The organism is Pigmentiphaga sp. YJ18 (assembly GCF_038066655.1).
Lineage (GTDB): Bacteria > Pseudomonadota > Gammaproteobacteria > Burkholderiales > Burkholderiaceae_B > Pigmentiphaga.
Genome location: NZ_JBBUKU010000004.1, coordinates 316,515 through 330,632, shown reverse-complemented (window position 1 = coordinate 330,632; position 14,118 = coordinate 316,515). Strand labels below are relative to the sequence as shown.

Sequence of the window (14,118 nt, the reverse complement as noted above, 5' to 3'; positions counted from 1 at the left end):
GGCGCGCAGGGTTGCGCACGGGATCAAGCGGCCACCACCCGATTGCGCAGCCTGCCGATACCATCGACTTCGCATTCGATCAGATCGCCCGGCCGCAAATAACCCGAGGCGGGGACGATGCCGTTGCCTCCCGACCATTTGCCGCCGAGTTCCTTGTCGGTGGACCAGGCCGTACCGCTGGGCGTGCCCGTGATGATCACCATGCCCGGCCGCAGCGTCAGGTTGATGGAAAACACATGGACGAGTTCGGCCACGCTCCAGATCATCTGTGCGGTATTGCTGCTTTGCCGCAGCTCACCATTGACCCAGGAACGGATGTCCAGGCTTTGCGGGTCGGGGATGTCTTCGGCGCCGACGATGTACGGGCCCAGCGGAGCGCTGGTATCGAATACCTTACCGCGCCCGAGCTCGTACCAACTGCTGCCGTCCGGCCGAAAGCGCACCTGGCGGTCGCGAGCCGTGACGTCGTTGACGATGGTATAGCCGAACACATGCTCCAGCGCCCGTTCGCGTGGGATGTGCCGCCCCGGCTTGCCGATGACCACGCCCAGCTCGACCTCGCCGTCCAGTTTGCGCGTCAGCACCGGATCGTGGACGATCTCGTCGTTCGGGCCGACGACGCAGTCGGCGGTCTTGAGGAAGAACTCCGGCTCTTTGCCGCTTGTGTCGGAGCCGGCCTTTTCGGCATTGTGGCTCAGGTAGTTGCTGCCCGCGCACAGGATGGTGGAAGGCAGCATGGGGGCACAGAGCTGCACATCATCCAGCGCCACGCGTCCCACACCTCGCTCGGCGGCCAGCGCCACCGCCCGCGCGCCCAGTTCCCGGGACTGCGGGGCATGGCGGATGACCTCGGTCATGTCGGCAAACCAGCCCACTTGCGGCCCCAGCCCGCCCACGGCCTGTTCGACCGCTTGCGGATCAACCAGGCACGCACCGTCGAGGATGGCCACGCGCTTGACGCCATCACGGCGATACATTGCATATTTCATGGATTTCCTTTTTATTCGAGTTTGCCGATGCTGTTGATGATCTGCGTCTGATGCCGTTCGTCGGCCCGCCAGAAGGCCTCGAACTCCGGCGCATCCAGATACTGGACGGGCGTCCCCATTCCTGTCATGGCCTTGACGAATGCCGGATCGGCCGCCGCTTCCTTGACGACGGTGCGCAGCTTCGCCATGACGGGCTCGGGCAGGCCCGTCGGCGCGAACAGTCCGGCCCAAAGATAGTATTCAGCGTCGTAGCCGAGCTCTTTCAGCGTCGGCACATCGGGCAGGCTGGCCAGGCGCTCGGCGCTTTGAACCGCCAGCGGCTTGAACTTGCCGCTCTTGATGTGGCCGGAAATGTTGCCGTAGGTCTGCGTCGAGGCCTGGACATGTCCACCCAGCAGCGCCGTCACCTGTTCACCACCGCCCCCATACGGCACGTGCAGCAGCTTGATCCCGGCGGCGTGGGCGAAACGCTCCATCGCTACATGCGTGGTGCCGTAGATGCCGGATGAACTGAAGCTGATCGTGCCTGGCTTGGCCTTGGCCGCAGCCACCAGCTCGCTCACGGATTTCCAGGGCGCGTCGTCGCGCACCACCAGCACGGTGGGATCGGCCGATATGCGAGCGATGGCGGCAAATTGCGAGGTGGAATATGAAGGTGCCTTGCCCGTCAGCTTGTCGGCGGGGGGAATTGCCGAAATACTGGCCAACGCCATCATGAGCGTATAGCCGTCCGGAGCCGCCTTGGCCACATGGGCCATTCCCACTCCACCGCCTGCTCCCGGCCGGTTCTCGATGATGACCGGTTGCCCCAGACGCTTGGCGATGACAGGCGCCAGCGGACGCGCCGTGGTGTCCGACACGCCACCCGGCGAGAACGGCACGACCAGCGTAATGGGACGGGAAGGGTAGCTGTCCGCCGCCAACGCGGCGAGTGGACACAATAAAGCGGCGGCGAAAAGCGCACGGCCTCGATTCATTGGTAGTCTCCTGAGTCGTTTCTTGCTTTCGTTTTGGCGCGTGCCGCTGGCGGCCGCGCAGTGCCTACACTATCACGCGCGGCACGATTTTTTCTGCCGAAGTCGCCCCCCTGCCAGCTAACGGCCCGGCATTTCCTGCCGCGCATGCAGCACGGCGATCTCGGCTTCGTCATAGCCGAGTTCGGCCAGGATGGACAAGGTATCTTCACCCAGGGCCGGTATCCGATCCATGCGGGCCGCGTACGCACCGCCCGTCCCCGGCGGCAGCAACGCGGGCAACATGCCCGCCGGGCTTGCCACCTCGGTCCAGCGGCGCCGGGCAGCCAGCTGCGGATGCGACCAGACGCCGGCCATGTCGTTGACGCGCGCATTGGCGATCTGCGCATCGTCCAGCGCCGCCATGACCTGGCCGGCGGTCATCCCGGCGAAGACCTCCACGATGATGTCGCGCAGCGCGGCCCGGTTGTCGGTGCGCCGCGAATTGGCATCGAAACGGGGATCGTCGGCCAGGTCCGGCCGCGCCAGCACCCGTTCGCAGAACACGCGCCATTCTCGTTCGTTCTGCAGGCCGAGCATCACGGTGCCGCCGTCGCCCGCCGGAAACGGGCCATAGGGATAGATGGTCGCGTGCGAGGCGCCCGATCGCGGCGGCGGGGGCGCGCCGTCGAACGCGTAGTACATGGGGTAGCCCATCCACTCGACCATGCTTTCGAGCATGGAGACGTCGATGCGGCTGCCCTTCCCCGTCGTGGCCCGCAGCAGCAGCGCGGCCAGGATGTTGGAATAGGCGTACATGCCGGCGGCGATGTCGGCCACCGAGGCGCCGGCCTTGGACGGTTCGCCGGGCGTGCCCGTGACCGACAGGAAGCCGCCCTCGCTTTGTATCAGCAGGTCGTAGGCCTTCTTGTCGCGATACGGGCCGCTGTCGCCATAGCCCGAGATATCACAGACGATCAGCCTGGAATGCCTCGCGTGCAGCGCCTCGAACGACAGCCCCAGCCTGTCGGCGGCACCGGGCGCCAGGTTCTGCACCAGCACGTCCACGCGCGGCAGCAACCGCTCCAGCACCTCGCGCGCGCTCTCCTGCTTCAGGTCCAGCGCCAGGCTTTCCTTCGACCGGTTGGTCCAGACGAAGTGGGACGACAGACCGCGCACGCGCTCGTCGTAGCCGCGCGCGAAATCCCCGCTTCCCGGGCGTTCGATCTTGATGACGCGCGCGCCCAGGTCGGCCAGTTGCCGCGTGCAGAACGGCGCCGCGATGGCGTGCTCGAGGCTCAGCACGGTGACGCCGTCCAGCGGGCGCGACGCGGTCGATGAAAGGGATGGGCTCATGACTCCTCCGGCATGAAATCGGACAGGTCGCGCGCGTGCCGCAGGTTCCACAGGCGGGGAATCCATGCATCGATCTCCGCTGGCGTCGCCGCGCCGGAGAAGGCCGCCAGGCGCCTCAGCTTGGTTTCCAGCTCGGGACGCGACAAGGTGTTGTCCGGGTCGCCCTTGGGACTGTCGATGGCGGCCGCCAGGCGCCGGCCGTCGCGCGTCTCGACCTCGACACGGCCCAGCCAGCGGGCGGGATAAGCGCGATCGACCCCGTCGTCCAGCACCATGGTCGTGCGCCGGCGGATGTCCGCCACCGCGGGATCGGTCAGCGCATGGTCGCGGAACTCCTCCAGGCCGGCACGGCCATGGACCGCGATCAGGCCCAGCACCGCCCCCATCGAGAACTTCGCCTGGTGCACGGTGCTGGGTTCGTCCACGTTGCCCAACACGTCGATGGCGGCGCGGTGCACCCGGGCGCGGATCGAAGCGATGTCGCCGTGGGCGATGCCTTCGGTACGCATCAGGTGCAACAGCGCATCGGCGGCCGGATGAGTGTGGCGGCACGAGGCGTGGAACTTGAACGACGTCTCCAGCGTGGCCCAGCGCTGGCCCAGGCGATCGCTCAGCCGGCTCGGATCCGCGTCCGAGGACATGCCCGCCGCCATGCCCTGCCGGCCTTCGAGCACGCCGTGCGCGCCGGTCAGGCCATCCTGTGCCAGATAGGCGGCCAGGAGCCCATTCGCTGCCGCCTGCCCGGTATGGAGCTGCTTGGAATCGGCGGCCTCGCGCAGGAACTCCCACAGGCCCGAGGCCTGGGTTCCGGCCGACCCCAGCGTGTGCGCCAGCGTCCGCGCATCCTGCCCCAGCAGCTTGGCCACGCCGGCCGCGGCCGCCAGCGTACCCACGGTGCCGGTCGTATGGAAGATGCGATAGTGCGTCCGGCCCAGGAATTCGCCGATGCGCACGCCGGCCTCGTAGCCGGCCACCGCGGCCAGCAACAGCTCGCTGCCCGACTTGCCCAGGTCCTGCGCCGCGGCGAACACGGCGGGAAACACCACCGTGGCCGGATGCAGCACCGAGCTGTTGTGCAGATCGTCCTGCTCGACCAGGTGCGACGCCGCGCCGTTGACCAGCGCGGCGAAATGCGCCGACGTGGTGCGCCGGTTGGTCAGGATCGCGCAGCGCCCCGCTGCCGGCCCCATCGCGGCGGCGTAGCGTTCGAACAGCGGCACCGGATGCCCGCCCTTCCCGGCCAGGGCCGACGCCACCCAGTCCAGGAACAGGTCCTCGGTCCGGTCCACCACCGCCGCGGGCAGGTCCTCGAAACGCAGCGCCGCCAGGAATTCACACAGGGCGCCGGTGGCGCCGTCCCGCGCCAGGCTGGTCTTGTCCATGGAAACGCCTCAGAAGGAACGCGGCAGCCCCAGCAGGTGCTCGGCCACATAGGAAAGAATGAGGTTGGTCGAGATCGGCGCCACCTGGTAGAGGCGCGTCTCGCGGAACTTGCGCTCGACGTCGTACTCGCAGGCGAAGCCGAAGCCGCCGTGCGTCTGCAGGCAGACGTTGGCTGCCTCCCACGAAGCCTTGGCGGCCAGGTACTTGGCCATGTTGGCGCTGGCGCCCGCATGGACGCCGCCGTCGTATTCGCGGCAGGCGCGCCAGCGCATCAGGTCCGCGGCCTCGACCTCGATGTGGGCCTCGGCGATGGGGAACTGCACGCCCTGGTTCTGGCCGATCGGACGGCCGAACACCTGCCGCTCGCCGGCATAGCCGCGCGCGCGCTCGATGAACCAGCGGCCGTCACCGATGCATTCGGCGGCGATCAGCGTGCGCTCGGCGTTCAGGCCGTCCAGGATGTAGCGAAAGCCCTTGCCTTCCTCGCCGATCAGGCTGTCGACCGGCAGCTCCAGGTTGTCGAAGAACAGTTCGTTGGTCTCGTGGTTGACCATGTTGGCGATGGGGCGCACCTCCATGCCATGGCCGATCGCCTCGCGCAGATCGACCAGGAAGATGGACATGCCCTCGGTCTTCTTGGCGACCTCGGCCAGGGGCGTGGTGCGGGCCAGCAGGATCATCAGGTCGGAGTGCTGCACGCGCGAGATCCAGACCTTCTGCCCGTTGACGACATAGCGGTCGCCGCGCCGCACGGCGGTAGTCTTGATCCGGGTGGTGTCGGTGCCGGTAGTCGGTTCGGTCACGCCCATGGATTGCAGGCGCAGCTCGCCGCTGGCCAGGCGCGGCAGGAAATGATCCTTCTGCGCCTTCGATCCGTGGCGCACCAGCGTGAACAGGTTGTACATCTGTCCATGCACGGTGCCCGAGTTGCCGCCGCAGCGGTTGACTTCCTCCAGGATCACCGACGCCTCGGACAGCCCCAGGCCCGATCCGCCGTACTCGGCGGGGATCATCGCCCCCAGCCATCCGGCCTCGGTCAGCGCGCGGACGAAAGCCTCGGGAAAGCCCCGGACCTCGTCCACCCCGCGCCAATAGGCGGCGTCATAGTGGGCGCACAGGGCGCGCACGCCCTGGCGGATGTCGTCGTACTCTTGCATGCCGTCTCCGATGGACAGACAGCCGCGCGCACGCTGGCGCGGGCCGCCGTTGTTATCTCTGCACGTAGCGCAGTTCGCCGCGCTGGATCGCGCCCTGCGCATTGCCGGCCCATACCTGCGCCACGCCCTCGCCCGCCATCCGTCCGGCCGCCTCGAAGGGCGTGGGCGCGATCAGCGGCCGCACGCCGCGGTAGGAAAAATGCGTCGGCCGCAGCGACGGATGGGCGCGCACGAAGGCCCCCACCAGCAGCGTCGCGATCAGGGGGCCGTGCACCACCAGGCCGGCGTAGCCTTCCTCGGCGGTGGCATAGGGCCAGTCGTAGTGGATGCGATGGCCGTTGAAGGTGACCGCCGAATACCGGAACAGCAGGGTCGACGTGGGCACGATGGTTTCCGTCCACCCGGCCGGCGGCAGGGGTTCCGGATCGGCGGTGCGCGGCGGCGACGGCTCGCGATAGACGATGTCCTGTTCCTCGCGCACCGCCAGGACGCCGCGCTGCGCGTAATCGTGGCGCACGGTCACGAACAGCAGGGAACCGGTGCGGCCCGCCTTCTCTTCCACCGACAGGATGGTCGAATGGCGCGTGGCATCCTCGCCCACCACCAGGGGCTGGTGGAACGCCAGCCGGCCGCCGGCCCACATGCGATTGCGCCGCTCGGCCGGCGGCAGGAAACCGCCGCGCGCGGGATGCCCGTCGGCGCCGAGTCCGGCCGCGCCCACCGGCTCCTGGAAATAGGCCCAGTGCCACAGTTCGGGCAGCCCGCCGCCCGCTTCGGGCGCCGGCTGCCCCAAGGTGGCGGCGATGCGCCGCGCCAGGTTGCTCGTGATCTGGTCGGCCGAGGTCTCGGTGCGCCCGATCCAGTCGCGTGGGGATGGAGCCTGGTCCTGGCTCATGCTTGCTCCTTGCGGACCGCCCGCGGGCGCCGCCTTGCGTGGAAATGCCGCCAGCATGCGCCCGCGCCAGCCTTCTGTAAATTTTGATTTTCGTTATCCAGTCTTCGCCAAAACGGAAGGGATCAGGTAAGGTGGACGCTTTCCCCCGCCCCCGCCGCCATGCATCTCGACCTGGCCGACCTCAGGCTTTTCATCCATGTGGCCGAAGCTCCCAGCCTGACACAGGGCGCGCGGCGCGCCCACCTTTCGCTGACCGCGGCCAGCACCCGCATCAAGTCGCTGGAAACCCGGCTCGACGCCCGCCTGCTGTACCGGAACAGCCGCGGGGTGGAGCTGACGCCCGCCGGCCGGCGGCTGCTGGAACACGCCCGCCAGGTCATGCGGCAGGTCGATTCCCTGAAGAACGATTTCGCCGACGGCGGCACCGGCACCACCGGCCACATCCGCATCTTCGCCAACACCACCGCGGTCACCGAGTTCATGCCCGAGATCCTGGCGCGCTTCCTGGCCGGCCGGCCCGGCGTGACGGTGGACCTGCAGGAGCGGCTGACCCGCGACATCGTCCGCGGGGTGATGGACGGCTCGACCGACCTCGGCATCACCGCCGGCCCCATCAACGCCCCCGGCCTGGAACGCCTGCACTTCAGCACCGACCGGCTGGTGCTGGCCGTTCCGACCGCCCACCCGCTGGCCGCGCGAGGCCGGGTCACCCTGGACGATACCCTGCGCTACCCCCACATCAGCCTGCACGAGGGCAGCACCATGCTGACCTTCCTGCGGGAACAGGTCGAGAACCGGGGCGCGGGGCTCATCCTGCGCATCCAGGTATCGAGCTTCGAAGCCATCTGCCGGATGGTGGAGGCGAACGTCGGCATAGGCGTGATCCCGGAGTCGGCGGCGCGCCGTCACCGGCGCACCATGGAGCTGTCCATCGTGGAACTGGACGAACCGTGGGCCGTGCGCGAACGCGACCTGCTGGTGCGCGAACTCGAGGCCCTACCCGCCTGCGTGCGGGCGCTGGTCGATGCCGTCCGGACCTACGGCGAGCAGGCCGCCGCCGCGCATGCGGGAAGCGCCGCAGGTTCGCGCGCGAAGGACTAAAATCGCGGGCTTGCGCGGCCGCCACCGCCGCGCCCTTCCCCGCCCGATTCCGCGCGGGCGTTCCACTCATTGCACAGAGACCACGGCTTCATGGGCCATGCCACGTCCCGCCAGGGCAGCTACCGGATCATCGCGCTGATCGTCGCCAGCGCGTTCTTCATGGAGCAACTGGACTCCACCATCATCTCGACCGCGCTGCCGGCCATGGCGCAGTCGCTGGGCACCGATCCGGTCCGCATGAACTTCGCCATGACCGCCTACCTGCTGAGCCTGGCGGCCTTCATTCCCATCAGCGGCAAGATCGCCGACCGCTTCGGCACGCGCAACACCTTCCGCGGCGCGATCACGCTGTTCGTCGTCAGTTCCGTGCTGTGCGGCCTCGCGCAGAACCTGCCGTGGCTGATCGGCGCGCGGCTGCTGCAGGGCGCCAGCGGCGCGATGATGGTGCCGGTGGGCCGGCTGGTGCTGCTGCGCACGGTGGAGAAATCCCAGCTGGTCTCGGCCATGTCCTGGGTGCTGTTTCCCGCGATGATCGGTCCCGCCGTCGGCCCCCTGATCGGCGGCTTCCTGACCACCTACCTGTCCTGGCACTGGATCTTCTTCATCAACGTACCCATCGGGCTGGCCGGCATCGCGCTGGCCACCACCTACATCCCCGACATCCGCAGCGACGCGCCTCCCTCGTCGTTCGACTACCTGGGCTTCATCCTGGCGGCCGCGACCCTGGCCTGCCTGATCGTCGGGCTGGAAGGACTGGGCCACGGCGGACCGTCCCCGACCGCGCTGCTCCTGCTGGCCGCCGCGGCCGCCTGCGCGCTGGCCTACGCCTGGCACAGCCGCCGCCATGCCGACCCGGTGCTGGACTTCAGCCTGATGCGCATCGCCACCTTTCGCGTGGCGATGCGCGGCGGCTTCCTGTACCGGGTGGCCTACGGCTCCTTCCCCTTCCTGATGCCGCTGATGCTGCAACTGGGCTTCGGCCTGTCGGCCGCCGAGAGCGGCGCCATCACATTCGCCGGCGCCGTGGGCGGCCTGGTGATGAAGGCGATCTCGGTGCGCTTCCTGCGAGCCTTCGGCTACCGGAAGGTAATGATCTGGAACGGCCTGCTGTCGGCGGTGCTGCTGGGCCTGTGCGGCGCCTTCCGGCCGGAATGGCCGCTGGCGGCGATCTACCTGCTGCTGCTCCTGGGCGGCCTGGCGCGCTCGCTGCAGTTCAACGCCTACGGCACCATCGTCTATGCCGACGTGCCGCAGCCCCGCATGAGCGCGGCGACCAGCCTGGCCAGCACCAACCAGCAGATGACGGCGGCGCTGGGCATCGGCCTGGCCGCTCTGGTGCTGGACACCTCCATGCATGCGCTGGGCCATGCGGCGGTGCAGTTGACGGACTTCACCATGGCCTTCGCCGCCATGGGTCTGCTGGGCGTGCTGGCCGTCACCCAATGCCGCGAACTGCCGGCCAACGCCGGCGCCGAACTGAGCGGCTACCGCCGCCGGGACGGCGAACCGGCCCGTCGCTGATCCGTCGCCTGGCCGGACCGCCAAAAGAAAAAAGGAGCCGAGGCTCCTTTTTTCTTGCGTCCGACCGGCTGCTCAGGTCGCGTAGCTGCGCAGCCTGGCCGAGAACTCTTCAAGCCGTGCGATGCCGCTTTGCTGGGCGCGGTTGCACCAGTCCTGCAGGTCGCGCAGCAACTGTTCGCTGGAAGCGCTGGAGCGTTCCCAGATGGCGGCCAGTTCGCGCCGCATCTCGACCAGGATGGCCAGCGAACGGTGGTCGGCCAGCAGGGTGTTCAACGCGGAACGGTGCGAATCGGTCAGCGATTCGTCGTCGGCACGATGCAGGAGGGCCTTGGAGCGCCGCAGCAGCTTCCACTGCAGGTGCGATTCCTTGGCGGCCTTCAGGCGGGCAATTTCGTCGCGGCAGGCATGCTTGAGCAGGTCGGCATAGCGCGCCATGATCTCGTAGCGGTGCGTGATCACGGCCTGCAGGGTCTCCAGGTCGACCGGCTTGCCGTGCGCCAGCCGCACCTTGGGGGCGACCTTCTTGACCTTGGCCAGGCGCAGGATCTCCAGGGCCCGGATATAGCCCCAGCCGATGTCGAACTCGTACCACTTGGTGGAAAAGCGCGCCGACGACGCGTAGGCGTGGTGGTTGTTGTGCAGTTCCTCGCCGCCGATGACGATACCCCAGGGGAAGACGTTGCGGCTGGCATCCGGGCTGGCGTAGTTGCGATAGCCCCAGAAATGGCCGATGCCGTTGACCACGCCGGCCGCCCAGAACGGGATCCAGATCATCTGCACCGCCCAGACGGTCAGGCCGATCGCGCCGAACAGCGCGACGTCGATCACCATCATCAGGCCCACGCCCTGCCAGCCGAAGCGCGAATAAACGTTGCGCTCGACCCAGTCGTTGGGCGTGCCATGGCCGAACTTGTCCATCGTCTCGCGGTTGGTCGCCTCGTCGCGATACAGCTCGGCACCCTGGAAGAACACCTTGCCGATACCGTAGACCATGGGCGAATGGGGATCCCCTTCACGCTCGCAGCGGGCGTGGTGCTTGCGGTGGATCGCCACCCATTCCTTGGTGACCATGCCGGTGGTCAGCCACAGCCAGAAACGGAAGAAATGCGCGATGGCCGGATGCAGGTCCAGCCCGCGGTGCGCCTGGCTGCGGTGCAGATAGATCGTGACGCCAAGAATGGTGATATGGGTGACTACCAGCGTGAAGGCGACGATCTGCCACCACGACGCGCCAAGCAGACCATCGGACAAGAACGAAAGCACAAAATCCATATCACCTCACAGGCAGGCCGGCGGCAGTGCCGGCGCGGGAGGCGCCTCGCGCCTCGAAGAAACGGAACTCGTCGGTCCTGGCGCCGGCGGAGCCAGCGGGACCAAGGTCTTAGAAACCGGACGACAGCCGTGGTTCCCCAGGGGAAACCCGCGACCGGATGGCGAAAAGGCCGGAATCCGGCCCTTTGCCATGCGCCCGACACGATAACGCGAATCTGGGGGCGGGACGACCCTTTTCAAAGAGGGGGATAACCCTAATCGAAACAGGGTTATCGTCCCTCTTCTCCGAGGTTCTTGGCCGATCCGGCCTCGTCCCGGGCGGGTTCGCCTTCCGGAGCCTCGATTTCGTCGTCCAGGCCAGCCGCTTCCGCGTCCGGTTCGGGCATTTCGGCCTCGACCGCGGCAGCCTGGGCAGCGGCCGGACCGTGGCGCCGTTGAAACACCGCGGCAAAGAAACCATCGGTCGCGTGCACGTCGGGACGCAGCTTCAGATAGGGGCCGGGCAGCGACAACGCCCCGGCCCGGTCGGCCAGCAGCTCGGGGGCGGACAGCAATTCGAACTCGGGATGGGCGGCCAGGAAAGCCTCGACCTGCCCTTCGTTCTCGACCCGCAGGATGCTGCAGGTCGCATAGACCAGCCGGCCGCCGGGCGCCACGCAGCGCGCCGCCGATGCCAGGATGCTGCGCTGGAGCGCGCACAGGTCGGACACGCTTTCAGGACTCTGGCGCCATTTCAGGTCGGGATTGCGCCGCAGCGTCCCGGTCCCGCTGCACGGCGCGTCCACCAGCACCCGGTGCGCCTTGCGCGCCAGGCGCTTGACGCGGGCGTCGTTCTCATTGGCGATCACCACCGGCACGACGTTGGACAGGCCGCTGCGCGCCAGGCGGGGCTTGAAGCGCGCCAGGCGCGTGTGCGAGACGTCCAGGGCGTACAACCGCCCGGTCGAACGCATCAACGCCCCCAGCAGCAGCGTCTTGCCGCCAGCGCCGGCGCAGAAGTCGATGACCATTTCCCCACGCCGCGGCGCGACCAGCAGCGCGAGCAACTGGCTGCCCTCGTCCTGGACCTCGATGCTGCCGTCCTCGAAGCGCCCCCATCGGGTCAGCGCCGGCCGGCCCTGCAGCCGGATGCCGAACGGCGAATACGGCGTCGGCTCGGCCAGATCGGCAGCCACGCCCGCCCGCAGTTCGGCCAGGATGGTTTCGCGATCGGCCTTCATCGGATTGACCCGGATGTCCAGCGGCGCGGCGCGATTGAGCGCGGCCAGCAGACTGTCGCTGTCCGGTTCGATCGCCAGCGCCTCGGACAGCCAGTCGGGAATGCTCAGGCGGATCTCGCGCGGCAGGGCCGCCTGGTCGATGGCGGACACGCGGCGCAGCCAATCCGCTTCATCGGCGTCGAGGACGGGCAGGATACCGTCCCGGCCCAGCGTGGACGCCAGGCCCAGGATGGCCAGGCGGCGCGTGGCGGCGCCCCGTCCGCCCTCGGCCACGTTGCGGTAGCGCCGCAGGTGGCGCAGCACGTCGTAGACCGCCTCGGCCACCACGCCGCGATCGCGCCCGCCCAGCTTGGGGTGGTCGCGGAACCAGCGGGACAGCACCTGGTCGGCCGGACCGGACCACTGCAGGATCTCGCCCAGCGCGGAGCGCACCTGCTCGATGCGCTGCGCGACGGGATGGGTACCCGCCGGGGCGGTGCGCCGCGCGCCGGGCCGGGCCTGCTGGCCGCCGGGACGCCGGGCGCCCTGCGCCGACCGGGATGAAGAACTCGAACGCTCGGATGTCATGCCTCGTCTCCCCGCGAAACCGCCGCCTGCGGCGCCAGGCCGAACACGCGGTCGGCCACGCCGTCCACCGTGACCCTGCCGTCTTCCAGCCCTACCCGCCCGTGCGCCAGCCAGGACGCCACGGCCGGATAGACCACGTGTTCGATGGACAGCACGCGTTCAGCCAGAGCGTCCTCGGTGTCGCCTGCGCACACCGGCACCACGCCCTGGGCGATCACGGGACCATGGTCCAGCACCGGCGTGACGAAATGCACGGTGCAGCCGTGGACCCGCACCCCCGCCTCCAGGGCCTGCCGGTGGGTGGCCAGGCCGGGAAACAGCGGCAGCAGCGACGGATGGATATTGACCAGCCTGCCGGCATAATGCCGCACGAAATCGTCGGTGAGAATGCGCATGAAACCGGCCAGCAACACGTAGTCGGGTTCGAAGGCGTCGATCTCGCGCGCCAGCGCGGCGTCGAACGAGGCTCGGTCGGGATGGTCGCGATGGGGGACTACCCGGGTGGGGATGCCCTGCCCGGCGGCCCATTCGAGGCCGGAGGCCTGTTCGCGGTTGGCGATCACGGCGGCCACTTCGGCGGGCCAGCCCTGGTCGCGGCAGGCCTGCGTGATGGATTGCATGTTGCTGCCGCGGCCGGAAATCAGGATGACGAAACGGCACCGGCGGGCCGGGGAAAAATGAGAGGCTTTCACCGGCGGATTGTATCATCGGGCCCGGCGGCGGCCGGTGGTTTGCGGCAGACGGCGATCCGAACGGGCCGCCAGCCGCCTCAAGTCGTCGATGAAGGCCTCGACCACCGGCGAGCGCCGCCTCTCGGCACGGGTGATGAGCGCCACCGGACCGAACAACCCAGGCAGCGAAACGGGCAAAGCCCGCACCAGCCCGCTGCCCGAGAACTGTCTGACGATATCAGCCGGCATGACCGCGAGCGTCGCGCTTTCCTGCAAGAGCGCGAGGTTGGTCAGGAGCGAAACGGATTCGACAGCATGGCGCGGACGCGCGCCCGCCTGCTCCATGAACAGGATGTCCAGCCGCTGGCGCAGCGGCGCACTGGCATGCGGGAGGATCCAGCGCTGGTCGGTCAGGTCGGCGAGCCGTATCTCGCGCGCCTTCAGAAGCGGATGACGCGAGCCGCAGACGACCAGGAACTCGTCCTCGTAGAGCAGTTCGAGATCGAGATCGTCCATCGCGGCCCCGCCCATGACCCGCCCCAGCACCAGGTCGAGCTCGCCTCGCGCGAGCGCCGCCATCAACATGTCGTGGACGCCCTCGACGAGCGATACCCGCACGCCGGGGTGCCGCTCGAGCAGCGCGGCCACGGCGCGCGGCACGAGTTCGGACGAGGTGGACGTCATGGTGCCGACAGTAAGGGTACCCGCCGCGCCTGCGGCAAGCGCGTCCAGTTCGTCGCGAGCGGCATCGAGATCCGCAAGCAGGCCACGTGCATGCCGGATCATGGCATCGCCGTAGAGGGTAGGCGTCATGCCCCGCCTCGAACGCTCGAAGAGCGAGACACCCATTGCGGATTCCAATTCATGTAGCAGCTTGGTGGCGGCCGGCTGGGTCATGCCCAGTTGAGCCGCGGCACGGCGCAAGTTCCCGAGGTCGCCCAGCGTGGCAAGCAGCAGGATCTGGCGCATCTTGAGCCGGCTGCGCAGCAGCCAGTGGGGATGTGGAGAGGGAGCCATCGCAATTGATATCTAA

General features: G+C 68.5%; 12 protein-coding genes. 2 read left to right on the top strand and 10 right to left on the bottom strand.

What is annotated here, in order from left to right:
• Window positions 1-23 precede the first annotated feature (23 nt).
• From WKR98_RS23970 to WKR98_RS23945, 6 genes are all read right to left on the bottom strand, one after another.
• Window positions 24-989 carry a fumarylacetoacetate hydrolase family protein gene (locus WKR98_RS23970; protein WP_341434868.1) on the bottom strand — a complete coding sequence of 322 codons (966 nt, stop codon included), beginning with the start codon at window positions 987-989 and terminating at the stop codon, window positions 24-26.
• Between the two features lie 11 nt (window positions 990-1,000).
• Window positions 1,001-1,966, bottom strand: a complete 966-nt coding sequence (locus tag WKR98_RS23965; RefSeq protein WP_341434867.1) for a tripartite tricarboxylate transporter substrate binding protein — start codon at window positions 1,964-1,966, stop codon at window positions 1,001-1,003.
• Window positions 1,967-2,083: 117 nt separating this feature from the next.
• Complete coding sequence (locus tag WKR98_RS23960; RefSeq protein ID WP_341434866.1) at window positions 2,084-3,298, bottom strand: CaiB/BaiF CoA transferase family protein; 1,215 nt, start codon at window positions 3,296-3,298, stop codon at window positions 2,084-2,086.
• Window positions 3,295-4,680 carry an MmgE/PrpD family protein gene (locus WKR98_RS23955; RefSeq protein WP_124690274.1) on the bottom strand — a complete coding sequence of 462 codons (1,386 nt, stop codon included), beginning with the start codon at window positions 4,678-4,680 and terminating at the stop codon, window positions 3,295-3,297. The genes WKR98_RS23960 and WKR98_RS23955 overlap by 4 nt, the downstream gene beginning before the upstream one ends.
• 9 nt (window positions 4,681-4,689) lie before the next feature.
• On the bottom strand, window positions 4,690-5,838 hold the full coding sequence (locus WKR98_RS23950; protein ID WP_341434865.1) for an acyl-CoA dehydrogenase family protein: 1,149 nt from the start codon (window positions 5,836-5,838) through the stop codon (window positions 4,690-4,692).
• A gap of 52 nt (window positions 5,839-5,890) precedes the next feature.
• Window positions 5,891-6,733 (bottom strand): FAS1-like dehydratase domain-containing protein, encoded by an 843-nt coding sequence (locus WKR98_RS23945; RefSeq protein ID WP_341434864.1) that lies wholly within the window; start codon window positions 6,731-6,733, stop codon window positions 5,891-5,893.
• Window positions 6,734-6,892: 159 nt separating this feature from the next.
• Between WKR98_RS23945 and WKR98_RS23940 the strand changes: the two genes are divergently transcribed.
• Window positions 6,893-7,834 carry a LysR family transcriptional regulator gene (locus tag WKR98_RS23940; protein ID WP_124690277.1) on the top strand — a complete coding sequence of 314 codons (942 nt, stop codon included), beginning with the start codon at window positions 6,893-6,895 and terminating at the stop codon, window positions 7,832-7,834.
• A 90-nt stretch (window positions 7,835-7,924) separates the two neighbouring features.
• Window positions 7,925-9,355 (top strand): DHA2 family efflux MFS transporter permease subunit, encoded by a 1,431-nt coding sequence (locus WKR98_RS23935; protein WP_124690278.1) that lies wholly within the window; start codon window positions 7,925-7,927, stop codon window positions 9,353-9,355.
• Between the two features lie 72 nt (window positions 9,356-9,427).
• Here WKR98_RS23935 and WKR98_RS23930 read toward each other — a convergent pair whose 3' ends face one another.
• From WKR98_RS23930 to WKR98_RS23915, 4 genes are all read right to left on the bottom strand, one after another.
• On the bottom strand, window positions 9,428-10,627 hold the full coding sequence (locus WKR98_RS23930) for a DesA family fatty acid desaturase (RefSeq protein ID WP_124690279.1): 1,200 nt from the start codon (window positions 10,625-10,627) through the stop codon (window positions 9,428-9,430).
• 269 nt (window positions 10,628-10,896) lie between these two features.
• The gene (locus WKR98_RS23925; protein ID WP_124690280.1) at window positions 10,897-12,414 is read right to left on the bottom strand and encodes an RsmB/NOP family class I SAM-dependent RNA methyltransferase; all 1,518 of its coding nucleotides are present in this window, start codon (window positions 12,412-12,414) and stop codon (window positions 10,897-10,899) included.
• Entirely contained in the window at window positions 12,411-13,106 is a 696-nt protein-coding gene (purN, locus tag WKR98_RS23920) for a phosphoribosylglycinamide formyltransferase (RefSeq protein WP_445936153.1), read from the bottom strand. Before purN ends, WKR98_RS23925 begins: the two co-directional genes overlap by 4 nt.
• 12 nt (window positions 13,107-13,118) lie before the next feature.
• Window positions 13,119-14,102, bottom strand: coding sequence for a LysR substrate-binding domain-containing protein (locus WKR98_RS23915; RefSeq protein WP_341434862.1), 984 nt, complete (start codon window positions 14,100-14,102; stop codon window positions 13,119-13,121).
• Window positions 14,103-14,118 lie beyond the last annotated feature (16 nt).

Excerpts from the sequence above, each read along its gene's own strand:
- WKR98_RS23970 (WP_341434868.1), bottom strand. The coding sequence starts at position 989 with ATGAAATATGCAATGTATCGCCGTGATGGCGTCAAGCGCGTGGCCATC.
- WKR98_RS23965 (WP_341434867.1), bottom strand. The coding sequence starts at position 1,966 with ATGAATCGAGGCCGTGCGCTTTTCGCCGCCGCTTTATTGTGTCCACTC.
- WKR98_RS23960 (WP_341434866.1), bottom strand. The coding sequence starts at position 3,298 with ATGAGCCCATCCCTTTCATCGACCGCGTCGCGCCCGCTGGACGGCGTC.
- WKR98_RS23955 (WP_124690274.1), bottom strand. The coding sequence starts at position 4,680 with ATGGACAAGACCAGCCTGGCGCGGGACGGCGCCACCGGCGCCCTGTGT.
- WKR98_RS23950 (WP_341434865.1), bottom strand. The coding sequence starts at position 5,838 with ATGCAAGAGTACGACGACATCCGCCAGGGCGTGCGCGCCCTGTGCGCC.
- WKR98_RS23945 (WP_341434864.1), bottom strand. The coding sequence starts at position 6,733 with ATGAGCCAGGACCAGGCTCCATCCCCACGCGACTGGATCGGGCGCACC.
- WKR98_RS23940 (WP_124690277.1), top strand. The coding sequence starts at position 6,893 with ATGCATCTCGACCTGGCCGACCTCAGGCTTTTCATCCATGTGGCCGAA.
- WKR98_RS23935 (WP_124690278.1), top strand. The coding sequence starts at position 7,925 with ATGGGCCATGCCACGTCCCGCCAGGGCAGCTACCGGATCATCGCGCTG.
- WKR98_RS23930 (WP_124690279.1), bottom strand. The coding sequence starts at position 10,627 with ATGGATTTTGTGCTTTCGTTCTTGTCCGATGGTCTGCTTGGCGCGTCG.
- WKR98_RS23925 (WP_124690280.1), bottom strand. The coding sequence starts at position 12,414 with ATGACATCCGAGCGTTCGAGTTCTTCATCCCGGTCGGCGCAGGGCGCC.
- WKR98_RS23915 (WP_341434862.1), bottom strand. The coding sequence starts at position 14,102 with ATGGCTCCCTCTCCACATCCCCACTGGCTGCTGCGCAGCCGGCTCAAG.